General features: G+C 39.8%; 20 protein-coding genes. 16 read left to right on the top strand and 4 right to left on the bottom strand.

Features of this window, described 5'->3' with window-relative positions:
- Positions 1–34 precede the first annotated feature (34 nt).
- Positions 35–1,252, bottom strand: a complete 1,218-nt coding sequence (gene glp / locus GQR54_RS10850; RefSeq protein WP_166377620.1) for a gephyrin-like molybdotransferase Glp — start codon at positions 1,250–1,252, stop codon at positions 35–37.
- A 45-nt stretch (positions 1,253–1,297) separates the two neighbouring features.
- Here glp and modA point away from each other — a divergent pair, with 45 nt between their 5' ends.
- From modA to GQR54_RS10835, 3 genes are read left to right on the top strand one after another with little or no spacing between them, the layout of a single operon-like run.
- Entirely contained in the window at positions 1,298–2,050 is a 753-nt protein-coding gene (modA, locus tag GQR54_RS10845; protein ID WP_197192926.1) for a molybdate ABC transporter substrate-binding protein, read from the top strand.
- On the top strand, positions 2,037–2,714 hold the full coding sequence (gene modB / locus GQR54_RS10840; RefSeq protein ID WP_002959821.1) for a molybdate ABC transporter permease subunit: 678 nt from the start codon (positions 2,037–2,039) through the stop codon (positions 2,712–2,714). The genes modA and modB overlap by 14 nt, the downstream gene beginning before the upstream one ends.
- Before the next feature lies 1 nt (position 2,715).
- Positions 2,716–3,744, top strand: a complete 1,029-nt coding sequence (locus GQR54_RS10835) for an ATP-binding cassette domain-containing protein (protein ID WP_166377619.1) — start codon at positions 2,716–2,718, stop codon at positions 3,742–3,744.
- Here GQR54_RS10835 and moeB read toward each other — a convergent pair whose 3' ends face one another.
- A complete protein-coding gene (gene moeB / locus GQR54_RS10830) occupies positions 3,745–4,503 on the bottom strand; it encodes a molybdopterin-synthase adenylyltransferase MoeB (protein ID WP_166377618.1) in 759 nt (252 codons plus the stop codon).
- Between the two features lie 288 nt (positions 4,504–4,791).
- Here moeB and GQR54_RS10825 point away from each other — a divergent pair, with 288 nt between their 5' ends.
- From GQR54_RS10825 to GQR54_RS10770, 12 genes are all read left to right on the top strand, one after another.
- The gene (locus tag GQR54_RS10825; RefSeq protein WP_166377617.1) at positions 4,792–6,261 is read left to right on the top strand and encodes a NarK family nitrate/nitrite MFS transporter; all 1,470 of its coding nucleotides are present in this window, start codon (positions 4,792–4,794) and stop codon (positions 6,259–6,261) included.
- Positions 6,262–6,274: 13 nt separating this feature from the next.
- Complete coding sequence (locus GQR54_RS10820) at positions 6,275–8,032, top strand: bifunctional protein-serine/threonine kinase/phosphatase (protein WP_166377616.1); 1,758 nt, start codon at positions 6,275–6,277, stop codon at positions 8,030–8,032.
- 9 nt (positions 8,033–8,041) lie between these two features.
- The gene (locus tag GQR54_RS10815; protein ID WP_166377615.1) at positions 8,042–9,235 is read left to right on the top strand and encodes an alginate export family protein; all 1,194 of its coding nucleotides are present in this window, start codon (positions 8,042–8,044) and stop codon (positions 9,233–9,235) included.
- A 227-nt stretch (positions 9,236–9,462) separates the two neighbouring features.
- On the top strand, positions 9,463–10,986 hold the full coding sequence (locus tag GQR54_RS10810; protein ID WP_166377614.1) for an FAD-dependent oxidoreductase: 1,524 nt from the start codon (positions 9,463–9,465) through the stop codon (positions 10,984–10,986).
- Between the two features lie 26 nt (positions 10,987–11,012).
- Positions 11,013–13,709, top strand: a complete 2,697-nt coding sequence (locus tag GQR54_RS10805; RefSeq protein ID WP_166377613.1) for a nitrate reductase — start codon at positions 11,013–11,015, stop codon at positions 13,707–13,709.
- A gap of 16 nt (positions 13,710–13,725) precedes the next feature.
- On the top strand, positions 13,726–14,697 hold the full coding sequence (moaA, locus tag GQR54_RS10800) for a GTP 3',8-cyclase MoaA (RefSeq protein WP_166377612.1): 972 nt from the start codon (positions 13,726–13,728) through the stop codon (positions 14,695–14,697).
- A 1-nt stretch (position 14,698) separates the two neighbouring features.
- Positions 14,699–15,421, top strand: a complete 723-nt coding sequence (locus tag GQR54_RS10795; RefSeq protein WP_166377611.1) for a molybdenum cofactor guanylyltransferase — start codon at positions 14,699–14,701, stop codon at positions 15,419–15,421.
- Entirely contained in the window at positions 15,418–15,957 is a 540-nt protein-coding gene (moaB, locus tag GQR54_RS10790; protein ID WP_007585240.1) for a molybdenum cofactor biosynthesis protein B, read from the top strand. Before GQR54_RS10795 ends, moaB begins: the two co-directional genes overlap by 4 nt.
- 1 nt (position 15,958) lies before the next feature.
- Positions 15,959–16,429 (top strand): cyclic pyranopterin monophosphate synthase MoaC, encoded by a 471-nt coding sequence (moaC, locus tag GQR54_RS10785; RefSeq protein ID WP_166377637.1) that lies wholly within the window; start codon positions 15,959–15,961, stop codon positions 16,427–16,429.
- On the top strand, positions 16,407–16,706 hold the full coding sequence (locus tag GQR54_RS10780; protein ID WP_166377610.1) for a MoaD/ThiS family protein: 300 nt from the start codon (positions 16,407–16,409) through the stop codon (positions 16,704–16,706). Before moaC ends, GQR54_RS10780 begins: the two co-directional genes overlap by 23 nt.
- Entirely contained in the window at positions 16,706–17,164 is a 459-nt protein-coding gene (moaE, locus tag GQR54_RS10775; protein ID WP_166377609.1) for a molybdopterin synthase catalytic subunit MoaE, read from the top strand. Before GQR54_RS10780 ends, moaE begins: the two co-directional genes overlap by 1 nt.
- Positions 17,165–17,315: 151 nt before the next feature.
- A complete protein-coding gene (locus GQR54_RS10770) occupies positions 17,316–18,635 on the top strand; it encodes a hypothetical protein (protein WP_166377608.1) in 1,320 nt (439 codons plus the stop codon).
- A gap of 143 nt (positions 18,636–18,778) precedes the next feature.
- Here the strand turns inward: GQR54_RS10770 and GQR54_RS10765 are convergent, their stop codons facing one another.
- Positions 18,779–19,948, bottom strand: a complete 1,170-nt coding sequence (locus GQR54_RS10765) for a putative zinc-binding metallopeptidase (protein ID WP_166377607.1) — start codon at positions 19,946–19,948, stop codon at positions 18,779–18,781.
- Between the two features lie 69 nt (positions 19,949–20,017).
- Entirely contained in the window at positions 20,018–20,791 is a 774-nt protein-coding gene (locus tag GQR54_RS10760; RefSeq protein WP_007585227.1) for an SHOCT domain-containing protein, read from the bottom strand.
- A 757-nt stretch (positions 20,792–21,548) separates the two neighbouring features.
- Between GQR54_RS10760 and GQR54_RS10755 the strand changes: the two genes are divergently transcribed.
- A complete protein-coding gene (locus GQR54_RS10755) occupies positions 21,549–24,860 on the top strand; it encodes a transglutaminase family protein (protein ID WP_166377606.1) in 3,312 nt (1,103 codons plus the stop codon).
- Positions 24,861–24,913 lie beyond the last annotated feature (53 nt).

Here is a 24,913-nt window from a genome sequence, read left to right as displayed (position 1 = left end):
CTAAATTATACAGTTAGCTGTAGCATTTTAGGCTTTATAGCAACTCAATACTTACTGTTGCGCCTTTTTCGATATTGCCGCTTTGTGCTGGCACCACAATTAAGCAGTTAGCTTTACTAAGCGACGAAAGTACACCCGAGCCCTGTTTATTAAACGGGGCAACCACCAAGTCACCTTGCTCGTTAGTTGTTGCAGTACCTCGCTGAAAGTCGGCTCTGCCAGGGCGCTTTTTAATAACGGATGTAGTAACCGCGTTAAAACGCATTTTAGGGTTTACTTCACCAAGACCCGACAGCTTTTGCAGTGCAGGCTCTACTAACTGATTAAACGTAACAGCAGCCGACACAGGGTTACCTGGCAAGCCAAAAAAGTAACTGTTACTTAGTTTACCAAAGGCAAAAGGTTTGCCTGGTTTCATGGCTATTTTCCAAAAGTGAATTTCGCCAATTTCGTTGAGCACTTCTTTAGTAAAGTCGGCTTCACCAACCGATACGCCGCCTGAGCTTATTACGGCATCGGCAAGTTCATTCGCTTTTAAAAATGCATTAGTGATGAGTTCTTTGTCATCAGGGATAATCCCTAAATCAATCACGTCGATATTTTTTTGTTGCAGCGCACTAATAATAACAGCGCGGTTACTTTCAAAAATAGCGCCTTGCTTAAGCGGCTGACCAGGTTCTATTAGCTCATCGCCTGTAGAAAGCACGGCTATTTTTAAGGTTCTTACCACGTCTATATTGGCAATTCCCAAAGATGCAAGTAACCCCACATCAACGGCTTTTAATTTATCGCCTGCTTTTAAAATAACATCGTCGATTGCTATATCTTCGCCAGCAAAACGTACGTTTTCATTTAGCTCTGGTTGCGCGGTAAACGTAATTTTATCGCCATCTACCGAGGCGTTTTCTTGCATTACAACGCCGTTAGCGCCGGGTGCAATGGCGGCGCCGGTCATTATTCTTACGCATTGCCCTAGGGTAAGCGTTCCTTCAAAAACTTGACCCGCAAACACGCTACCTACTTGTGTATAGGTTAAGCTTTTATCTGAAATACATAGCGCATAGCCATCCATTGCGGAGTTATCATGCGCTGGTACGTTTATAGTTGATTTAACATCGCTTGCTAAAACGCGATCAACGCTTTGCATTATAGTGATGGTTTCAACGTCTTTAACTGGCGTTATTGAGCCAAGTATATTTTGTATTGCAGTTTCAATTGGCAATAAACCGGGTGCATTGCAAACATCGTTCATATATATTGCTTACTTAAATCATTTTATTTTGAAACAATACTTATAATGTCAAAGCTTTACAATACATGGTTGGGTTATTTTTTGCTTATCGCATGCATGCTTTCGTGCGGCGTAAACGCAAAAGAAACGCTGCAAGTAGCCGTAGCGAGTAATTTTAAAACTGTATTGCAAACCCTACTAAAAAAATCCCCATTACCTAATGTTGACGTGAAAATATCAGCCGCTTCTAGCGGTGTTTTATATTCGCAAATAGTGCATGGCGCACCATTTGATGTGTTTTTATCGGCCGACGATTTTCGACCGCAATCACTTATTAAAGAAGGCTATGCCGAGCAAAGTAGTTTAATCACTTACGCGTTAGGCGAACTTGCTTTGTGGCAACCCAAAGCTGAAAAAGTAAATGATAAAGTAGCCATTGCTAATCCGCGTTTTTCACCATACGGGCGTGCCTCAGAGCACTACGCGAATAACCATTTTAAAAAGCCAGTAAATTATGTGTACGGTAATAATATTACGCATGCATTTCAGTTTGTTGAAAGTGGTAATGTAGGAATAGGGCTGGTGGCTGTTTCATCACTAAAGGCAGCTTATAGTAACACGCAAGATCAAAAATATTTAGATTACACCGTGCTGCCTACAAATCAATATCCCGATATAATTCAACAAGGCGTTATTATTAGCTCGACTAAAAAGCGTGCTAGCGCTAAGCAACTCATGCAATTTTTAATGACAGAAGCTACGCAGCAGCAGTTAATTGAATTAGGTTACAGAATAAAGGACAACAATGCTTCAAAGTGATTTAACCGCGCTGTGGTTAACTATAAAACTTGCCTTTATAACCGCAGTGCTCCTTCTTGTTTTTTGTATTCCACTGGCTTACAAGCTCGCTGGCTATAACGGTAAATTTAAACCATTTTTAGAGGCATTAATTGCAATGCCTTTAGTGCTGCCGCCTACGTTATTAGGGTTTTACTTACTTGTTTTGTTTTCGCCTGATCACGCTTTTGGGCAGTTTTGGTTTTGGCTAACGGGTACTCAGCTTGCGTTTAGTTTTCAGGGCGTGGTTATTGGCTCGCTTTTTTATTCGCTGCCTTTTGTAATGCAGCCTCTTGTGGCTGGGTTTAAGCATATTAATCAAACCTATAACGAAGCAGCCATTGCGCTTGGGTTAAGCCCGTTTAAACGCTTTGTGCATTTAATTATTCCGCTTTTAAAACCCAGTATTGGTAGCGCATTTGCTTTAGGCTTTGCGCATACATTGGGTGAGTTTGGTTTGGTATTAATGATTGGCGGTAATATTCAGGGGCAAACACAGGTGGTGTCTATTGCGCTTTATGACCATGTTGAATCGTTAAATTATACGGCGGCGCATCAGCTTTCACTTATTTTACTGGCTATTTCGTTTGCCTGTTTAGTGCTGTTATTTAAGTTTAATAAAAGCATTGTAGGGGTTAAGCAATAACATGATTAAGTTAAGCCTTTTTAAAGCACTCAATAACTTTGATTTAGATATAAACCTTGAGCTTGAGTCGTTTAATGTATTGGGTGTTTACGGGCCTTCTGGCTCGGGTAAGTCAACATTACTGCGTTGTATTAGCGGTTTAGAGCCGGCAAAAAATGTTTATGTAAACAATCAGCCAGTGCATGAGTTACCAAGCGATAAACGCGGTATTACGCTTCAGTTGCAATCGTGCCCGTTGTTTCCTCATTTAGATGTGGCAGGTAATTTAGCGTTTACACAAAAACACTGCGGGAATAAACAAACTAGCTTAACGCTAGAATACGTTGTTAAAGCGCTTGAATTACAAGACTTACTAAACCGTGACGTACAAAGCTTATCGGGTGGCGAACGCCAACGTGTAGTATTTGCGCGTACGCTGTTAGCAGGTCAAAAATTTATAATGCTTGATGAGCCTTTTAGTGCGCTTGATTGGTCATTGCGTTTTAAAACGCTCACTAAACTTAGCGAGTTTGCAGTTAAGTTTAATATTAAATTTATAATAGTAAGTCACTCATTAAAAGAGCTGCTATTTTGCTGCGATACCCTTATTCAGCTTGATAAAGGTAAGGTGATAAACCAGGGTGCAAGTGCACACGTTGCAAAGGCTATTTATGCAAACGATAGGCAAACACCGCTGAGCTTAATTAATTACGATGTGGTTAAATTTGATGAAGACTACGGGCTATATCAACTACAATTACAGCAAAGTGAGCAGCCGCTTTTTGTGCTTCCTGCACTTGTAGACAGCAGTAATAAGCTAATTATAGAAAGTGAGCAAATGTCGTTTAGTGCTTTAAAGCCTGAGCAAACAACGCACAGTAATGTTTTAAGGTCGGTATTAATTCAGGCTGAGCTTATTAATAATAAGTGGCAGCTAACGCTTAATGTAGATGGGCAAACATTGTATTGTTTGGCATCAAGACGAGTGTGGGACAAAAACGACTTTAAAGTGGGCGATGTGCTTTATACAACAATCAGTAATCTAGAATAACTAAATGCTGCACACCGCACATTGACTGTTTTTAGCTATTTTAAAACGATTAAACTCCATGCTTAAACCATCCACCAGCAATAAGTGCTCGCTTAAACCACTTGGCAAACCAGCAAGCATTTTTAGCGCTTCAGTAGCCTGAATGCTGCCTATTAGCCCCACAATAGGGGAAAGTACACCGGATTCAGAGCAGCTTTGTGTTTGTTCACTAAAAAATTGTGATAAACAGCCATAACAATGGCTGTTTTCATCCATAGTAAAACACGCGACTTGTCCTTCCATACGTATTGCAGAGCCTGACACTAGCGGAACTTTAGCTTTAAAACAGGCGCTATTAAGTGCATTGCGCGTTGCTAGGTTATCTGAGCAATCAATCACTATATCAATGTTATTAAATAATTGTTCTGTAGAGGTACTTGTATCAAAAAATGCCTCAATGGTGTTTATGTCTATTTCACTATTAAGCGCGTTAAGCTGCTTTTTAGCAGCACTGCATTTTGAACTACCAATATCACTTTCTTTATACAGTATTTGCCTTTGCAGGTTGGTCACGTCTATTTCATCGTTATCAACTAAGGTAAGCGTCCCAACGCCAGATGCCGCTAAGTATTGACCTACCGCACACCCAAGCCCACCCACACCAATAATTAAAGCATGCGATTGCCATAGCTGCTCTTGTCCGTCTATATCAAGCTGCGGCAGCATAATGTGCCGAGAATAGCGCAGTTGCTGCTGGTAAGTTAATGGTGTTTTTTGCATTTTCAAACTTCTCAACCTTTTTTTGAACAATACCAAGTTGTTAAATCCAAGAGCAAGTAGTAACGCTTTTTATTTGCACTCTAACAACCCAGAGCCCTTCACTCATATAGTGCAACTATAACGTATAAAAACAGCTGTGGCATGTAACCATATGAAATTTATGGTTTTTAATTAGTGGCTCAGTAATTGCTATATCGGGTTAACTTAAATTTAACAAACATTGGGCTGCTACTCATATAAAAGAGTGGAGCATTAGTAAAACAATAATACGTTTACGAGGAAATAAACATGCAACCGAGTTCAGGGTTTAACCTAATATCGTTTAGCGGAAAAATGAAAGTATTGCATCTAAGTTGGATGGTCTTTTTTGTGTCATTTTTTGTATGGTTTAACCATGCTCCTTTATTAGGTGCCATAGCGGGTTCACTTGGGATCACCATGGCACAAGTTAAAACATTACTAATTTTAAATGTAGCGTTAACTATTCCAGCGCGTGTTGTGGTGGGTATGCTAACCGATAAATTTGGTCCCCGTATTGTTTATGCGGCACTCCTTATTAGCTGTAGTATTCCATGTTTTATGTTTGCTATGGCAACTACATTTGAGCAAGCCGCAATAGCGCGTTTTGCTTTAGGCTTTATTGGTGCTGGCTTTGTTGTGGGCATTCGTATGGTGAGTGAATGGTTTCCTGCTAATGAGTTGGGTATAGCGGAAGGTATTTATGGCGGTTGGGGTAATTTTGGATCAGCAGCAGCGGCTATGTTATTACCAATTATTGCACTTATGTTTGGTGGCGAAGATGGCTGGCGTTATGCAGTAGGTTTAACCGGTGTATTAAGCGTTATATTTGGTGTTATTTGGTATTTAAATGTAACCGATACGCCAAAAGGTGGTACATACTTTAAACCTAAAAAAGTAGGCGCAATGGAAGTAACCAGTAAAGGCGACTTTGTATTACTGCTTATTATGAAAATTCCTATGTACGGCGCATTAGCATTACTTACTTGGAAGCTTTCGCCAACCGGTGCTAACTTAATTTCGGCTAATTTTGTACTTGCTGTGTATGCTTTTTTAGTCCTACTTTATATTTACGAAGTGTATAAAACCTTTGACGTAAATGGTCATATTTTTAAAGAGCCTGTACCTGAGTCGCATCGTTATGAGTTTAAGCAAGTGGCTGTTTTAAATATTTTATATTTTACAACTTTTGGTTCTGAGCTTGCGGTTGTCTCTATGTTGCCGCTGTTTTTTATGGATGTGTTTGCGCTTGATATGGTGTATGCCGGTATTTTAGCCTCTGCTTACGCATTCATGAACTTAGCATCTCGCCCTGGTGGCGGTTGGATTTCAGATAAATTAGGTCGTCGTATAACACTTATTGTACTTACGATGGGTCTTGCTGTTGGTTATTTTGTAATGGGCTTGGTTGATGCATCGTGGCCTTTATGGCTTGCTGTAGTAGCTGCTATGGTATGTTCGTTCTTTGTGCAAGCAGGTGAAGGCGCTGTATTTGCCGCAGTACCGCTAATTAAGCGTCGTTTAACAGGGCAAATTGCAGGTATGACAGGCGCATACGGTAATGTTGGTGCAGTAGTTTACTTAACGGCATTGTCACTTGTTGATTATCAAACCTTCTTTTTCATTATTGCGGGTAGTGCATTACTTGGCTTGGGCGCACTGTTTTTTATGAAAGAACCAGATGGACACATTACCGAAGTAAATGAAGACGGCACCGTTGAACTTATTTCAGTGACTTAAGGCATTATTGACCATGTTTGATGAAACACTCCACGCTAAAGCGCTAAAAAATGAACTCAACGTTTCATTTGGCGGGCACAGTGCTAAAGGGTTAAAAGCAGAAAACCAAGATGCGTTTGCAGCTCTTAATACCAAAGCGCAAGAAAAAGAGTCTAAAGGCGTTATTGCCTGCTTAGCCGATGGGTGTTCATCAGCAAAAAATGCTAAACAAGCGTCTCAACTTTCGGTTACTCATTTTATAAATGAGTATTTAAATACCCCCGAAAGTTGGGCGGTTAAAAAGTCAGTGTCGAAGGTGTTAGCAAGTTTAAATCAGTGGCTTTATTCGCAATCGGTTAATTACAATCACCTTGGTCAACGCCAAGCCGATTGGATGACCACTTTTACAGCACTTATTTTAAAGTCGGCAACGGGTTATATATTTCACTTAGGTGATACGCGTATTACCCGCTTGCGAGGAAATAAAATTGAGGCGATAACACGGGATCACAAAGTAAACGATACGCTAACGCGTGCACTTGGCGCACAACTTCATCAAGAAATAGATGTTTACGAAGTTGACCTTAAAGCAGACGATATTTATATATTAACCTGCGATGGCGTACACGATGTGCTCCCAAACAGCGATATAGCTAAATTAATTAATGAACACGTTAATTTAGAGCGCACTAATTTAGAAAATGCAGCTAAAGCAATTACCGAACTTGCATTAGCGCGAGGGAGTGACGACAACGTAAGTTGCTTACTGGTAAAAGTAGAAAATATTGCCGAGCAAAAGTTAGATGAGCTTTATCATTCGCTAACACGACGAAAGATTCCACCTGCGCTTAATGTTGGGCAAAAAATTGATGACTACACGGTTATTCGTAAATTGCATGCCAGTAGTCGCTCGCACATTTATTTAGTGCAACAAGCGCCCGATATACCGCCAGTGGTTTTAAAAGCACCTTCGGTTAATTTTGAAGACGATGTGCACTACCTTCAAGGCTTTATAAGAGAAGGCTGGGTAGGTCAACGCATAAACCATTTAAACGTGATGAAAGTATTGAGTACGCAATCGCAGAGTCGTTTTTTGTATCATATTTGTGAGTACATGGACGGGCAAACACTCAGTGATTGGAAGCACGATGTGCCGCACCCAGAAATAACCCAAGTGCGCAGTATTATTGAACAAATAGTACATGCACTAAGGGCGTTTCAACGACTCGATATGGTACATCGCGATTTAAAACTCGATAATGTAATGATAGATGCGCACGGAAAAGTAACGCTCATTGATTACGGCACAGTAAGTGTTGCAGCTATGGACGAGTCGGTCAAACAAATTGCGGATGATTGCCCGCAAGGCACTGCCGACTACACCGCACCCGAAACACTTATTACTATGCACGCCGATTTTAAAAGTGATTTGTTTTCACTTGGCGTTATTGCATACGAGTTATTGTGCTCAAAATTACCTTACAAACCACTGCCACTTAACCACGTAGCGCCAAAAGATTACAGCCATTGGCACTACACAAGTATTCGTAAATACAGAGCCGATATTCCGTTTTGGTTAGATCAAGCCCTTATGAAAGCGCTTGCCCCTAAACCTGAGCTCAGATACCAAGCTTTTTCTGAGTTTATAAACGATATCAACAAACCTAATCCTTATTTAGAAAGTACCGCTAATAAAAGCTCAATAATGAAACGCGATCCAGTTATGGTGTGGAAATGTATTTCGCTGTGTTTATTTATTGCTTTGGTATGTGTATTAATAATTAAAACTTAGAGAACCAAAATGCTTAACTATAAGAACAACTTACCTATTATTTTTATACTGGGTTGCTTCACTGCGCCTTCAATAAGCTTTGCTGCGCAAACTGATCTTGATTTTAGACTGCGTTTTGAAAGCGTTGATCAAGAAAATGCCTTAAAAGATGCAAGCGGCTTAACACTTAGAACCCGCTTAACGCATCAAACAGACGAGGTTAATGGTTTTTCAGCCGTTATTGAAGTAGAAGACACTCGCAGCCTATTGGGCGTAGATGATTACAACAATACGGTGGGGGAAAACACTAATTACTCTGTTATTGCAGACCCAGAAAGCACTGAGATAGACCAAGGTTTTGTTAAATATGCCCGCGATGGTCTATCGCTAAAAGTAGGACGCCAAGTAATAGCCCTTGATGGGCAGCGTTTTGTTGGGCACGTAGGTTGGCGCCAAGATAGGCAAACCTTTGATGCAGCAACCATTAATTACGCATTAAATAACATAGATTTACAGTACAGTTATTTAAATAAGCGTAACCGCATATTTGCTGACGATAAAGACATTAAATCGTCCGATCATCTAATTAATGCAAGCTTTAAAACAGACTTCGGCAAAGTGGTTTTATACAGTTACTTATTAAGTGACGATGCACTACAAGACGACAGTTTAGACACTTATGGCGTTTCTTTTAACGGTAATAAAACCCTAAACGACATAAAGTTTTATTACAAAGCGGAGTATGCAACGCAGTCTGCCTCAACAAACGTGAGTGATTTTGATGCCGATTACTATGCACTTGAAGGCGCTGTTGATTTAAATGGTTTGGGCAATAAGACAGTAACATTAAAAGTCGGCATAGAGTCACTTGGCTCTGACAATAGCGATTACGGGTTTGCAACACCACTTGCCACGTTACATAAATTTAATGGTTGGGCAGATACGTTTTTAAATACACCCGCACAAGGCTTGGACGACACTTACATAAGTTTAAATGGTAAAGCGTTTGACGGAAAATGGCTGGTGGCTTATCACAGTTTTGATGCTAATGAGCAATCAAATGGGGTTGACGATTTGGGTACTGAACTAAACGTACAATACGTTAAACCTATTAATAAACAATACGCAGTGGGTGTTAAATATGCTGATTACTCAGCGGGCGATACTGCAGCTAATAAAGTCGATACTCAAAAATTGTGGATATGGATGAGCGCTAAATTTTAATCCTCTTTATCTTCTAATATCCTCTTGTAATTTATAGCGACACAAGATGGTGCAATTGCACCATCTTGTGGGGCTTTATGCTTTTTACTTCTGCACCAATGTAGGCAACTTGCTGATTTTAAATGCTTATATATTTGGCTTACATATTGCTATAACAATCCTATAACAAATCATTCGATTTCAATTTTAGTCAATTACTAAAGTAGATATCATTTTAAGGTGAGTAAATGCTAAGCAAGCAGCGTGTTGTAGTGGTAGGAAACGGAATGGTGGGGCACCATTTTGTGCAGCAGCTGGTTTCTCAAAATCAGGCTGATGAGCAATTTGAAATTACGGTATTAAGCGGTGAAGACCGTTTAGCGTATGACCGCGTACAACTATCGTCTTTTTTTAAAGGTAAAACCGCAGACGACCTCGCACTTACATGCAATAAAACCTATGACGATTGGCAAGTACGCTTTCATACTCATTCTAAAGTGGTTGATATAAATCGTGATATGCACACTGTAACGACCGCTAAAGGGGAGTTGTTTGAATACGACAAACTTGTGCTTGCTACAGGTTCATTCCCATTTGTACCGCCTATACCGGGTAAAGATCGCGAGCATTGCCTTGTTTATCGCACCATTAACGATTTACACGCAATAAAAAACTCAGCCCACGGCAGCAAAGTAGGCGTGGTAATTGGTGGCGGTTTACTGGGTCTTGAGGCTGCAAACGCATTAAAGCAATTGGGTTTACAGACTCACGTAATAGAATTTGCACCGCAACTTATGGGTGTACAAGTTGATGCGGGGGGCGGTCGGTTACTAAAAAACAAAATTACAGATTTGGGCGTTACTGTACATACGTCAGTGGCGACTGAGGAAATAGTAGAAGGTGAAAGTTGCCGTTACAAAATGTGTTTTAAAGGCGGCAAAACCCTTGAAACCGATATGATTGTATTCTCAGCAGGTATTCGCCCTTATGATAATTTAGCCCGCGAGTTTAATTTAGAGTTAGGCGAGCGCGGCGGTATTGTAATTAATAACCACTGCCAAACGAGCGATAAAAACATATACGCAATTGGTGAATGTGCACTGTGGAATAATTTTATTTTTGGCTTAGTGGCACCCGGTTACGCCATGGCTAAAATTGCAGTTGGGCATATTTTACAACAGACCCAGCAAGGTTCCTTGCAAAGTAATGGCTTAGACAATAAAGCCGATGAGTTCAGTGGTGCCGATATGAGCACCAAGCTTAAATTAATGGGTGTTGAAGTAGGCTCTATTGGCGATGCACATGCACGCAGCGAAGGTGCAATAAGCTATTATTTTGAAGATCAACCCAATGGTATTTATAAAAAAGTAGTCACTAATTCACAAAGTAATAAGCTGATTGGCGCCGTGCTTGTTGGCGATACCAGCGATTACGATAATTTACTGCAATATCATTTAAACGACATTGAACTTACCACCGCCCCAGAAGCGCTCATTATGCCCCTTGCTGGCGACATAGCAGAGCTAAGCGCCGATGACTTGCCTGATGACGCCATTATTTGCGCTTGTCATAAAGTAACTAAACACACCATTGAACAAACAGTCGCTAAAGGCTGCATAGATTTGGCAAGTGTGCAGCAAAGCACCAAAGCCAGTACAGGCTGTGGTGGTTGTGAAAAACTCGTTCAAAACGTAATAAGCAGCGCACTCGCTAAAGCAAGTAACACTATTAACGTAGTTACCCTTAATGAGCCTGTAAAACAGCCCGCATAAATTAAAGCACACTAAAAGAGAGCAGTATGGCAACCGCAAACACGTCACCAACTATAAATAAAACGAGTTTAAAACAAACAACATGTGCTTACTGTGGTGTAGGGTGTGGTGTTGATATTTCACTTTTTAATAATGTGCCAACCAAGCTTGAAGGCATGCGAGAGCATCCCGCAAACTTTGGTCGTTTATGTGTAAAAGGCACGCATTTGCTTGACACAACAGGCAGTGATAATCGCTTAACGTCGCCTCTTATTAATAACCAATCCGTTACGTGGGATGAAGCAACCGACCACGTTGCCAATAAATTTAACGACATAATACAAAAGCACGGACCCGATGCGGTGGCTTTTTATGTATCGGGGCAGTTACTTACTGAAGATTACTACATCGCTAATAAATTAATGAAAGGCTACATAGGCTCAGGCAATATTGATACAAATTCGCGCCTGTGTATGTCGTCTGCTGTGGCAGGTTATAAACGGGCTTTTGGTGAAGACGTAGTGCCGTGTACTTACGAGGATTTAGAGCAAACTGAGCTGCTTATTTTAATTGGCTCTAATGCAGCATGGACTCACCCGGTTTTATATCAGCGAATGGAGCGTGCAAAGCAACTTAACCCAAATATGAAAGTGGTGGTTATTGATCCGCGTAAAACCGACACCGCTGAGCTTGCCGACTCATTTTTAAATATAAAACCAGGCAGTGACGCTGCGCTTTATAACGGTTTGCTTAATTATTTAAATAAGCATAACCACCTCGATACGCAATTTATTGCTCAGCACACAAACGGCTTTGAAAGCGCACTGCAAGAGGCAACAAAATGGAGCTGTGAGGCAGTTAGCGACTTTTGCGATATAGCAATTGAGCAAGTAACTGAGTTTTACGCGCTATTTGCTAAAAGCCCAAGTGCGATTAGCTTTTATTCAATGGGTATAAATCAGTCAAGCTCGGGTGTAGATAAATGCAACGCCATTATTAATGCGCATTTAGCCTCAGGTAAATTACTTAAACCAGGTAGCGGTCCGTTTTCTATTACTGGGCAACCCAATGCGATGGGCGGGCGCGAAGTAGGTGGTTTGGCTAATCAGTTAGCGGCACATTTAGATATTGAAAACGCAGCGCATCAATCACTTGTACAACGTTTTTGGCTCTCGCCAACGATCGCTAAAAAAGCAGGCAGCAATGCCATCGATATGTTTGATGAAATAGCCGCAGGCAAAATAAAAGCAGTGTGGATAATGGCTACAAACCCAATGGTGAGCTTGCCCAATAACGCCGCTATTAAAAAAGCATTAGAGACCTGCGAGCTGGTAGTTGTATCTGACTGTATTGCAAAAAGTGATACGTTAAAATTTGCCGATGTTGCTTTTCCATCAACCGGATGGGGCGAAAAAAACGGCACAGTAACCAACTCAGAGCGCAGAATATCAAGGCAGCGCCCGTTAGTAGCGCCTTATGCAGGAGCTAAAAACGATTGGCAAATTATGTGCGATGTTGCTAAAAAAATGGGCTTTGAAGGTTTTGATTTTACAGACCCAAGTGGCATTTTTGAAGAATGGGCACAATTAACTGACTTTGAAAATAATGGCAGCCGATTATTAAACCTCTCTGGTTTAGTTGGGCTCACACAAAATCAGTATGATAATTTAAAACCCATTATGTGGCCTGTTGTTAAAAATCAGCCTTATAAAAATGGTCAGGTTTTTACAAATAACCAATTTAGCACCATTGATAAAAAGGCGCGTTTTATACCCATAATGCCGCAATTACCGGTGCAAAAAACATCAAATGATTACCCGTTTGTAATGAACTCAGGGCGTATACGCGACCAATGGCATACCATGAGCCGCACGGGTAAAAGCACTGCGCTTTCATCGCATATTACACGCCCGTACATTGAAATTAATCCGCTTGATGCCAGTAAATTAGCAATTAAACAAAACGATTTAATAAGTGCGATTGCCCAAACTGGGCAGGTTACCGCGCATGCAAAAGTAACCGATGCCGTGCGAAAAGGTGAATGCTTTATGCCTATTCACTGGAACAAGCAATTTGCATCATCAGCAACAGTAAGTGGGTTGTATCAATCGGTAGTTGACCCTCTATCTGGTCAGGCTGAGTGCAAACACGGCGCTGTTAATATAGTTAAAGCACCCTTTGTGCAATATATGCAGCTGTTTGCTAAAAACGAACTTGTTATAGACAGTGATTTTTGGCTCAAAGTTAATGCAAGTAATTGCTTTAATTACCAATTGGCGCTTAATGAACCAAAAAGTGATTTACTGTATTACTGCCAAACCTTAACTGGTTTACAAGGGCAGTGGTCGGCTATGAATACGGCAAAAGCCATGCATGTGCAGTGTATTCAAAACGATCAATTAGCGTTTGTTGGTGTTATTTCTAACGAGCAAAAAGAAATATCACTTGAGTGGATAAACCATTTGTTTGCAGAGCCATTACTGACTTTTACACAGTTACAGTCTTTGCTTTATGCAACCCCCGATGAAGAATTTACCCAAGGTGCACAAGTGTGTAGCTGCTTTAAAGTAAGAGAGCAGCCAATTATAAACGCCATTAAAAACGGTGCAAACACAGTCGAGCAATTGGGGTCTGAACTTAAATGTGGAACGAATTGCGGTTCGTGTAAAACACAATTAAGCCAATTAATAAAACAACATTACAAAGCAGGTTCTAGCAGCATTGATGTTGCGGTTGTAATGTAAAGAAAAAAGGAAGCATATGCTTAATGATCAATTTGGTCGGCAGTTTAACTATTTGCGTCTCTCAATAACCGATGTATGTAATTTTAGTTGTAGTTATTGTTTACCAAACGGGTATCAGTGCGATACGCCGCGTAATTTTTTAAATAAAAACGAAATTAGCACGCTGGTAAATGCGTTTGCAGAGCTAGGTACTAAAAAAGTGCGCATTACAGGTGGCGAACCGTGCTTGCGAAACGACGTCACCGATATTATAAAACTCTGTAAAAACACGCGCGGCATAGAAAAAGTAGCCATTACTACCAACGGGTTTAATTTATTAAAGAAAATTGATGAATTTGCAGAAGCAGGGCTTGATGCGCTTAATGTCAGCATTGATAGTTTAAATCCGAGTATGTTTAAACTCATAACAGGGCACGACAAACTTACCCTTATTTTAAAAGGGATTGAGCGCGCGGTAGAGCTGGGCATAAAAGATATAAAAATAAATGCGGTGCTTGCCAAACAGTTTAATAAAAACCAATTGAAGGATTTTTTAGCGTGGGTAAAACACCACAAAGTTACGGTGCGCTTTATAGAATTAATGGAAACCGGTGACGGCGCAACCTTTTTTGAAGAAAACCACTTAAGTGGGCAAACGGTTAAAGCCCAGCTTTTAGCTCAAGGCTGGTTACAAGTAGTTAGGGGAAAGCTAAATGGACCCGCTGAGGAATTTTGTCATCCAGATTACGATGGTCGTATTGGTTTAATAATGCCTTACAGCAAAGATTTTTGTAAAAGTTGTAATCGCTTAAGGGTGTCGGCGCTGGGTAAATTACACTTATGCTTGTTTGCCGAGCAAGGTATAGATTTACGCGAACTACTAAACGAGGACGATACTGCAGCGACCGTAAAGGCAATTCAAGCCGCTATGGGCAATAAAGAAATAAGCCATGAGCTGGATAAACGCTTAACAGGTGCGACAACTCACTTAGCCATGTTAGGCGGCTAATATGGGAGCTGATGTGAATACTCATATAAAAGCTGATATAAAATCCAATATAAAAGTTAAGCGAGATTTTACAGGCGTTGTGCTTGCTGGTGGTAAGTCATCAAGAATGGGCACAGACAAAGCCGATTTAGTTTTAAAAAATAAAACGCTTTTGCAAAATGCGTGTGATTTATTAAAAGAGGTAGGTGCTAAAAATATATTGGTAAGCCGCAACGTTACAAATCCAGTCAAGTCATTGAGCCATTACTCGCCGAGCGATTATCCCTCAGAAAAGTACGTTAAAGATATATACCCAAACAGCGGACCCCTTGGCGGAATTTACTCCACATTAATAGTCACCGAGCACGATTTACTTATTACTGCGGTTGATATGCCTCTACTTACGAGTAGTTTGTTAAGCACAATAGTGCTGGCTTCTCAGACAAATAACGTACAAAGTGTGAGCAATCAATTAAATCAGTCACAAATACATGCTTGGCACTTTGAAAATGAACCACTACCGCTGTATATTCGTAATACAAGCAGTGTAAAAAATCATTTAAAACACATACTCACAAACGCAAACAGTCATAAATCAATAAAACAGTTTACCCAAAGCATTGGTGTGCAAACGCTTTTATGTAATAAAGCGCATGCATTAATAAACACCAATACACCGGCGCAATTTAAAGCTGTAAATGAGCATTTTGACCTAAGCATTAACCTATTGAGAAGAACATTATGAGCCACACAAGCGATACACAAATACCTTTAAACATTGCCGTACTTACAGTAAGCGACACGCGCGATGCGATTACCGATACTTCTGGTCATTACTTAATTAAAGCGCTAACTGAGGCGGGTCATCACTTAGCGGATAAAGAAATTGTAAAAGATGATGTTTACCAAATGCGCGCTATTGCATCGCAGTGGATAGCCGACGACACCATTCACGCTATTTTAGTGACTGGTGGTACAGGATTTACCGAACGTGATTCAACACCTGAGGCATTTGCGCCGCTGTTTGATAAAAGCGTAGACGGCTTTGGTGAGCTATTTAGACATATATCGTACGGTGAAATTGGTAACTCAACTATTCAATCTCGTGCACTTGCAGGACTTGCTAACAACACCGTTATTTTTTGTATGCCAGGCTCTACAGGCGCATGTAAAACAGCGTGGACAGGCATTATAAAAGATCAACTTAACTCAATGCATAAACCGTGTAACTTTGTACCGCATATTACCATTGGTAAAAAGTGTGAATCGCGTGAGCAATAGTATGTTAAGCCACGTTGACGAAAACGGCCAAGCTAATATGGTTGATGTATCGCTCAAAGACATAACCCTGCGCGATGCCTCAGCTGAAGCATTTATTAGCATGAGCAAGCTTGCCTTTGAACAAGTAATGCTTAATCAAAACAAAAAGGGCGATGTATTAGGCGTGGCACGTATTGCGGGTATTCAAGGCGCTAAAAAGTGCGCTGATTTAATCCCGCTTTGTCATCCGCTTGCACTTACTAAAGTCGCTGTTGATTTTGAACTTGATGAAGCAAACAGCCAAATTAAAATAACCAGCTACTGCAAACTTGCCGGTAAAACCGGGGTCGAAATGGAAGCGTTAACAGCGGTATCTGTGGCTAGCCTTACTTTGTTTGATATGTGTAAAGCAGCCGACCCACTAATGGAAATTAGCGGCATGCGCGTTACTCAAAAAGCTGGGGGCAAAAATGGCAGTTGGCAGCGAGATTAATCCAAACGATGCTATACCTAGCGCCAAAAATGTAGAGATATTATTTTTTGGGCAACTAAAAGAGCGGTTAAAGTGCAGTAAATTAAGCCTTGAAATTACGCAGCCGCTTAGTATTTCAGAGCTTAAATTAAGATTAGTGAGCCAATACCCGCATTGGCAACCGTGGCTGGAGGAGCGTGAGCTACTTGCAGCGCTTAACCAAACTATGTCATCAAGCGATGAGATAGTGAAAGCAGGGGATGAGCTTGCCTTTTTCCCGCCGGTTACAGGTGGCTAATGAGCATACATATTCAAGTACAAACCGATGATTTTAATGTAGGTGACGAGCACAATACGCTTTGTAGTAATGATAAAAGCGATGGCGCTGTTGTCACCTTTACAGGTTTGGTAAGAGAGTTCAGCAGTGACGATAACGTTATTGCACTTGAGCTTGAGCACTACCCTGGTATGACCGAGCAACTGCTTCAATCTATTGCAGAGCAAGCACAAACTCGCTGGCAACTGGCGAGAATATGCATTATTCATCGCGTTGGTTACTTAGCACTTGGCGAGCAAATTGTATTTGTAGGCGTAACTTGCCGCCATCGCCAAGCCGCGTTCGAAGGCGCACAATTTATAATGGATTACTTAAAAAACCATGCCACGTTTTGGAAAAAAGAGCACTTTAAAGACTCATCAAATTGGGTTAAGTTTAAACAAAGTGACAAACAAGCGCTGGGCAAGTGGGAAGAGTGATACAGATATTTAATTATTTACGTTCAGTAAAGGCTTTATAGCTCGATAATAAATAACTTATGTAACTCTCAGTTTGCGTGTGAAGTCTGCGTTTTTCGTGTTATAAATCAGCAATATTAGATTGTTAGCTCGACCCAAGTCTGGAAGACATATGCGCACATCAAAAATGTTATATTTTACAATATTATTACTTGTTCTACTTTCAGCTTTTCTTGCTGTATGGGTATATGATTTAAAAGAAGGTAAAGATTTACTAAGCTTTACCATATCAACAGTAAGCTTTTGTATAGCCGTATTAGCTTTATTTATTACTGTTAGAACATATACATCAATTGATAGTGTAAATAATATTAGCAAAATGGAAGGTAACATTTTAGATAATGAAAATTACGTAACCTCACTTCCAGAGTTGATTAACCAGTTTAAGTCCCAAGATGAAAATACACTAGAGAAAGAAATTTTTGACTCTATTGAGCATAAACTAAAAAAAGAGTCAGAAACCGCCGTTCTTTTTGCCGATACCCTGCAATATATAATTGACCTAATTGTTTTATTTCCAGCTGTTTTTAATGCATCAGAAACTAACAAAGTGCTTTATAAAAAGCGTATGGATACAATTTTGTCAGAAGTTGATAGGCGCTGTGAAATATTGCACTCGGTGAGTAAAGGTAATTCAATTCAAATAACGGAAACGATAAAGCTATTTAAAGCTGTTGTGTCTTACCAAAGTTTTGTAGCTGATGATAATTTTAATATTCATGCAGACTTACTTCATGTGAGAGGTCCAATTCTTCGTAATCCAGTTACAAAAACCATTTACCACAATTACCTAGGTTTGTATTACAACAAAAAAGGCATGCATTTATTACGAGAGTCGCTAAATATGAACTCTGTAGATATTTTGTCGATTGATGGTTTAGAGCTGGCTCAAAAAAACATTAATACCATAGAGCCATCAATACTTGAAGAAGTAAGTATGTATCTTAAATCTGCCGCTGAGCAGTTTGATAAAGCACTTAAAGTATCTAGCGAAGATGTTATGTGGCCTGGTTTTATTAATTACAATAAAGCACGTACGGTATATTTTTTAGCTTTACTATCAAATAGCGAACTTAATTGGTTAGATATTCTCGACGAAGCAATAGAGTCTCGCAGCAGGTTAAATCGACTAATTGACGAAATTTTAATGATAGACAGATCAAAATCAGCCAATATTGTTAGCACACATTTAAGAGAATTTTTTCTATATCAAGAAGAGTTAGCACGTACAGTAAAATTGAATATTTTACTGTCGAATAATCTAACCAGACAAAATAATGCACCTATTATATATAAAGGGATTAATATCTCTGATATATCAAACGAAAAACTAACTGACTTATTTGTTTCAATACAAAAGTTTTCTACAGTTAGTATTTACCAAGAAAAAATCATAAGTCGACTTAAGAATAACCTCGCTGTGACAAGCTAACAAAGCTTCAGCGAGAAAGTAGGGGATATACTATTTTTACGGCTTTTTTCTCATCATAAAAAAGCCACCTACCTATGCATGAAAAGTCATAGCAAGAATAAATGGCTCTTTATTAAAATGTTTTTTGGACTGAGCTTATTTTATTACACTTTTCCAATGCTCAAATCAGGCATTAAATTGAGCCTGTTATGAATGGCATGATGGATGAAAGATAACTTAGTTCGCACCGCTTGAGTAAGTACAAATGGGTAGGCATCGGCAAGTCCCATGCTGCGATTTAGTGAATTTAGAATGATCGAAAATTCCATCCAAGTATCTAAAATAGCATCAATCGATGTTTGTGAATTAAAGTAATAGGCACTTTGTGGCAATCGAAGCTCGTCTGCTTCATCTAATTCAAACTCATTACCCGTTGTTGAGCCTGTAATTGAAAAGTTTTTGGCTGTTTCTAGCGTATCGATAATATGCATGTAATGCGCCCATGTTTCTGCCCAGTCTTCATAAGGGTGCATAGTAGCGTATTCACTGATAAAGGTTTCATGCCAGTTAGCTGGCGCACCTTGCTTGTAATGAATATCGAGCGCTTGCTGGTAATCTAATTCGTCATCACCAAAATATTGCTTACATAAAGCATGTTTTTTTGGTGAATTTGCGATTAGTTGATCAAAATAATAATGACCAAGTTCATGGCGAAAATGACCAAGTAAAGTACGGTAACGCTCACCCATCGCTATTTTAGCTTGAGAGCGCGCTACGTCGTCTGCCTCGGCTAGGTTTATAGTGATATGTCCGCAATCGTGTCCTGTAAATACAACGTCTTGACCTATAATAGGGCTTACAAAGTGATCACTTACGTTACGATCTGCTATAAAATCGAAGCTTAATCCGCTTTCAGGTTCTTGAATCGTTGTATTTAAAGGGAGTGATAATGATTTTAATGTATACAAAGCGCGACGTTTTGCTGTCTCCATTTTTTTCCATAATGGAATATGTTCAACAATACTTAAATCGGGCACCGTTTCATTAAAGCGGCACGAAAAACACAGCACTTCGTCTTTATCGGCAACAGGTATAAATGTGTCTAAATTAACCATACCATTGCATACGTGATACTGAGCGTTGTTATCACATTTTTTATAAAAAACTTCAGGCGCTTCTGCTTTGTAAAATAACCCCGATTGCTCATCAATTTCATAGGGTTCAACTTGGTCGAACTCATCATCAATACCCACGGTTCTACCGCAAGCCAGACAATGGCTGCTTTCAAAAAATAAAATAAGTTGGTCTGTGCAATTACATTTAAATGTTTTCATATGTTACCGAATAAAAAAGAGACCGTATAAACCACTTTTACTTAGCGCTATGCTATTGGAGGATAGTGGTTAAATCCTTTTTAAAAGTTCAGACTTTTTAATATTAAATTCATCATCACTCAACGCATTAGAGTCGCGAAGTTGTGCTAACTTTTCAATAATTTGAAGTGTTTCGTCTACCGAGTATTGCCCCACAGTATTATTAGCCGGTGCTTCAACTTGGTTTGGTGTTAACGATGCAAAATTCGGCTGCGTTACTTGCTGCGTAAAATCTTTTTGAGGTTCTGGAGGCGTTGGCGTTTGCCCTGAAATTAATGGCAGGGTATTTACATTAATTGTCCCCCACTGACTGTTAAATGTAAGAGAGGTATTATTGCCTTGCTGTTGGCTTACACCACCAATATTATGATCTAACGTGTCGTATACGCTCACTTGTCCATTTAATTCAACGGCTAAGCGATTAGGGAATATAGCGTAGCGAATATTATTTTGCGCACCACTGCTAAATGGGCTGCCTAGATTACCTGGCCACCATTGATTGCTGCCAGGCGTTCCTGCAGGAATAACCGGAAATATTTGGTTATTGCTCAATATATTAGCAAGTTCGTTGCACAAGTTATCAACGGTTGATTTTAAGCCGTTGTTAAACATGTCGCCAACCATTGTCATTCCGCCGCGCATCCATTGACCAGAACCACCAAGTTCTGGGCAATTAAACTGTGCCATTGAGCAACCGCCGTTATTAACGCTAACTAACATGTGAATTACTGCATCGTGACTGAGGTTATAACGAGATGCTATACCATTAACTAAGTTTTCACCGACATCTGTTAGCTTTTGCATAAGAAAATATCCTATTAGGTAGATTGGGTTGATTTAAAAAATCTGAAAATACGCCAGGGCTGCATTACCTTTAGCATTGATGATAATGAAAAATTAACAGGTTAGTGAGGTGTGCTGGTTTTTCAAATTGGACGTGTTCTGTTTTGTTTGAAATTAAAACACACCACTGCAAAACTAATCTTTAAAGTAAGCATCTATGTATTAAAAGTTGCTTGTTTTATCTCATCGAGATTGTTAGTTTTACTGTAACGTAAGCGGTTAAAAATCGATCTAGTATAGCACCGTTACTTACTTTAACAGCAGCTTTATTGTGAACTATTTCTTACTATTTAATGATTATTTTGAATGATTTTTAAACTCTAAATAAATACTTTTAATTATAACCGTTTAGCGTTATAAATAATGGAGTAAGTATTTTGAAAAATTAACTTTATTTGTTTTATTTCAATATTTTAAATTAATTATCTTTAATTGTAAGTTATTTTAAAGCACTATTTTGGTGCATTTTCTGCACCATTAAAAATCTAAAATTGATGGTTTAAATTACACTAAGTTTACTATTTATTGAATTGGTGTGTTTTTCCTATTAATTAGGTCAAAACCTTTATGCATAACGTTGCTTTGTGCAAGAGCCGCGAGTGGATGAACAGTACTACTTAAGCAAGTCTTTTGGTATAAAAATTGCACAAGTGAATTAGTCCAAATAATATTTTCAGCGTTATATTGTGGCCATACATTATTAAAGGGGAATTAATAGATGACAATTACAGTTGGGATTTCGCACCATACTCAGTATAAATACGACCGGTCAGTTAATATGGGGCCGCATATATTCCGATTACGTCCAGCGCCACATAGCCGTACAAAAATTAAAAGTTATTCTTTAAAAATAGTTCCAGAAGATCACTATATAAATTGGCAACAAGACCCTTTTGGTAATTACCAAGCGAGGGTGGTGTTTAACAAGCCAACTACCGAATTTAGTTTTACAGTTGATTTGGTCGCCGAACTAACGGTTATTAATCCTTTTGATTTCTTTTTAGAAGATTACGCCGAAAACTTTCCGTTTGTTTACGATGCTATTTCAAAATCAGAACTCACTCCTTATTTAAAAAAACGCAAAGCCAGTCCAAAATTTAAAGAATTAATTGAATCTTTAAATCCTAAAGAGCCGCTTAGAAGCGTTGATTTTTTAGTGGCTGTTAATCAAGCTATTTATGAATTAGTAGGTTATGGCATTCGTTTAGAACCCGGTGTGCAAACGGCAAACGAAACAATAAGTAAAAAAACAGGTTCGTGTCGTGATTCTGCTTGGTTGTTAGTACAATTGTTTCGTCATTTAGGGTTGGCATCTCGATTTGTATCGGGCTACCTAGTACAGCTAACGTCTGATCAAAAATCACTAGATGGCCCAAGCGGTCCAGAAGAAGACTTTACCGATTTGCATGCATGGACCGAGGTGTATATTCCGGGTGCAGGTTGGATAGGGCTTGATCCTACCTCGGGTTTATTTGCCGGTGAAGGTCATATTCCATTGGCATGTACGCCAGAGCCAAGCTCGGCAGCGCCGGTAACCGGCGGTATAGACGACTGTAAATCTGAGTTTAGCTTTTATAATAAAGTAACGCGTGTACACGAAGACCCACGTGTTACTAAGCCGTATTCTGAGGCGCAGTGGGCTGCAATTAATCGCTTAGGTCAGCACGTTGATAATGTTTACAATGAAGAAAACATACATTTAACCATGGGCGGCGAACCTACGTTTATTTCTATTGACGATATGGAACATCCTCAGTGGAACACTGATGCCGATGGTAAAGAAAAAAGAATATTAGCTCAAAATTTATTTGTAGAAATGAATAAAGTATACACAAAAGGTGGCTTTACTCATTACGGACAAGGTAAATGGTATCCGGGTGAGCCATTACCACGTTGGCAATATGCGTGCTATTGGCGCAAAGACGGCGAGCCTTTATGGCAAGATGCTGCACTATTAGCCGATCCTAATAAAGATTATAAATTTGATCATACCGATACTAAAAAGTTTGCTGATAAACTGTGTGACTCACTTGGTCTTGAAACCAAGGCACTTACTACGGCTTATGAAGATATTTTATATCACATGTGGCAAGAAGCCTCATTACCTACCGAAATAAAGCCAGATCAACCAGAACTTCTCCATGCAATGAGCCGAAAAGGCTTTTTAGCTAAAATGGATAAAGGGATAGAAAAGCCTGTTGGCTATGTTCTACCTTTAAAATGGAACGATAGTAAAAACTGTTGGCAGTCGTGTACGTGGGAGTTTAAACGGGGTCATTGTTTTTTATTACCGGGTGAATCACCACTTGGTTATCGCCTACCTTTAGACAGCCTTGAGTGGAGCGGCAATATTATTGACCGCGACCCGTTTGATATTCCAGAAAATTTTGCCAAAGCGAAAAAGCTTAAAAAGGGCTTTATTGGTAAAGAAATGGTTAAAACTGCGCTTGTAATGGAAGTGAGAGAGGGGCGTTTATATATATTTATGCCACCAACAAGTCATTTTGAACATTACATGGGTTTAATAAGTAGTATAGAGAGTGTGGCTAAAGAACTTAAAATGCCGCTTGTTATTGAAGGCTATAGCCCACCTAAAGATAGCCGCGTAGAAAAATACGCTGTAACGCCAGATCCAGGTGTTATTGAAGTAAATATTCATCCTTCAACATCCTGGGATCAATTAGTCAGTCGAACTACAACGCTATATGGTTTAGCAAAAGAATGCCGACTAGGTACCGATAAGTTTATGGCAGATGGTCGCCATACTGGTACTGGTGGTGGTAACCACGTAACGCTTGGTGGCGAAACACCTGAGCAAAGCCCATTTTTACGCAGACCCGATATTTTAAGAAGTTTTATTACCTATTGGCAGCATCATCCTGGTTTGTCGTATTTATTTTCGGGGCTTTTTATTGGTCCTACAAGCCAAGCGCCGCGAGTGGATGAAGCCCGTGATGAAGTTTTATACGAGCTAGAAATTGCCTTTTCGCATATGCCCGAAGGTGAGGTACCTGAGCCTTGGTTAGTTGATAGGTTACTGCGTAATTTATTAGTGGATTTAACGGGTAATACACACAGAGCAGAATTTTGTATAGATAAGCTCTATTCACCCGACTCAGCCACAGGTCGTTTAGGGATTGTAGAATTTAGAGGCTTTGAAATGCCTCCACATTCACAAATGAGTTTAGTGCAAATGCTACTGTTGCGTACTTTACTTGCTTGGTTTTGGAAAAAACCTTACCACAAGCCATTAATACGTTGGGGTACAGAGTTACACGATAAGTTTTTATTACCACAATATGTAGAAAACGATTTAGCTGAAGTAAGCCGCGATTTACAACAAGCAGGTTTTCAATTTCAGTTAAGTTGGTTAAATCCATTTTTTGAATTTAGGTTTCCGGTATGTGGCACGCGAGAACTTGATAACGTTACACTTGAGCTTAGAACCGCAATCGAGCCTTGGCATGTACTAGGCGAAGAGGCAAGTGCGTCGGGTACGGCGCGCTATGTAGATTCGTCATTAGAAAGAGTACAAATAAAAGTACAAGGAACAATGAGCGACCGCTATGTTGTAACGTGTAATGGTCGAAGAGTGCCGCTTAAACCGGTTAAAGGTAAAGCAAAAGATGAAATGGTCGCGGGTATACGATACCGAGCTTGGCAACCACCTACAGCGCTTCACCCAACTATTGGCGTACATGCACCATTAGTTTTTGATTTAATCGATACGTGGGAAGGACGTTCAGTTGGAGGCTTTGTATATCATGTGAGCCATGCTGGTGGGCGTAATCCTGAAACGCTACCGGTTAATGCATTTGAAGCTGAAGGGCGCAGAGTCGCAAGATTTTGGGAGCATGGGCATACACCGTCTTTACTTGCATCAGCAGAACCAAGCTGGAGCCCATCGGCGGTTACGCATAGTTTTCAGTCGGCGCAAAGCGCAAGTGAATACGTAGTGCCTGATGAAGAAAGTAGTAATCCTGATTATCCAAATACCTTGGATTTACGCAGGCAGCCCAACTTTAAATAATAATTGATAGTTGTGTCATTCCACTTTGAAATTATTTAAAGTGGAATGACTAA

It is taken from the genome of Pseudoalteromonas sp. Z9A4, assembly GCF_011378845.1.
In the GTDB taxonomy this organism is placed as follows: domain Bacteria; phylum Pseudomonadota; class Gammaproteobacteria; order Enterobacterales; family Alteromonadaceae; genus Pseudoalteromonas; species Pseudoalteromonas arctica.
The sequence above is the reverse complement of the archived record's forward strand: the minus strand, read 5'-3'. Positions and strand labels throughout refer to the sequence as shown.

Excerpts from the sequence above, each read along its gene's own strand:
- glp (WP_166377620.1), bottom strand. The coding sequence starts at position 1,252 with ATGAACGATGTTTGCAATGCACCCGGTTTATTGCCAATTGAAACTGCA.
- modA (WP_197192926.1), top strand. The coding sequence starts at position 1,298 with ATGTCAAAGCTTTACAATACATGGTTGGGTTATTTTTTGCTTATCGCA.
- modB (WP_002959821.1), top strand. The coding sequence starts at position 2,037 with ATGCTTCAAAGTGATTTAACCGCGCTGTGGTTAACTATAAAACTTGCC.
- GQR54_RS10835 (WP_166377619.1), top strand. The coding sequence starts at position 2,716 with ATGATTAAGTTAAGCCTTTTTAAAGCACTCAATAACTTTGATTTAGAT.
- moeB (WP_166377618.1), bottom strand. The coding sequence starts at position 4,503 with ATGCAAAAAACACCATTAACTTACCAGCAGCAACTGCGCTATTCTCGG.
- GQR54_RS10825 (WP_166377617.1), top strand. The coding sequence starts at position 4,792 with ATGCAACCGAGTTCAGGGTTTAACCTAATATCGTTTAGCGGAAAAATG.
- GQR54_RS10820 (WP_166377616.1), top strand. The coding sequence starts at position 6,275 with ATGTTTGATGAAACACTCCACGCTAAAGCGCTAAAAAATGAACTCAAC.
- GQR54_RS10815 (WP_166377615.1), top strand. The coding sequence starts at position 8,042 with ATGCTTAACTATAAGAACAACTTACCTATTATTTTTATACTGGGTTGC.
- GQR54_RS10810 (WP_166377614.1), top strand. The coding sequence starts at position 9,463 with ATGCTAAGCAAGCAGCGTGTTGTAGTGGTAGGAAACGGAATGGTGGGG.
- GQR54_RS10805 (WP_166377613.1), top strand. The coding sequence starts at position 11,013 with ATGGCAACCGCAAACACGTCACCAACTATAAATAAAACGAGTTTAAAA.
- moaA (WP_166377612.1), top strand. The coding sequence starts at position 13,726 with ATGCTTAATGATCAATTTGGTCGGCAGTTTAACTATTTGCGTCTCTCA.
- GQR54_RS10795 (WP_166377611.1), top strand. The coding sequence starts at position 14,699 with ATGGGAGCTGATGTGAATACTCATATAAAAGCTGATATAAAATCCAAT.
- moaB (WP_007585240.1), top strand. The coding sequence starts at position 15,418 with ATGAGCCACACAAGCGATACACAAATACCTTTAAACATTGCCGTACTT.
- moaC (WP_166377637.1), top strand. The coding sequence starts at position 15,959 with ATGTTAAGCCACGTTGACGAAAACGGCCAAGCTAATATGGTTGATGTA.
- GQR54_RS10780 (WP_166377610.1), top strand. The coding sequence starts at position 16,407 with ATGGCAGTTGGCAGCGAGATTAATCCAAACGATGCTATACCTAGCGCC.
- moaE (WP_166377609.1), top strand. The coding sequence starts at position 16,706 with ATGAGCATACATATTCAAGTACAAACCGATGATTTTAATGTAGGTGAC.
- GQR54_RS10770 (WP_166377608.1), top strand. The coding sequence starts at position 17,316 with ATGCGCACATCAAAAATGTTATATTTTACAATATTATTACTTGTTCTA.
- GQR54_RS10765 (WP_166377607.1), bottom strand. The coding sequence starts at position 19,948 with ATGAAAACATTTAAATGTAATTGCACAGACCAACTTATTTTATTTTTT.
- GQR54_RS10760 (WP_007585227.1), bottom strand. The coding sequence starts at position 20,791 with ATGCAAAAGCTAACAGATGTCGGTGAAAACTTAGTTAATGGTATAGCA.
- GQR54_RS10755 (WP_166377606.1), top strand. The coding sequence starts at position 21,549 with ATGACAATTACAGTTGGGATTTCGCACCATACTCAGTATAAATACGAC.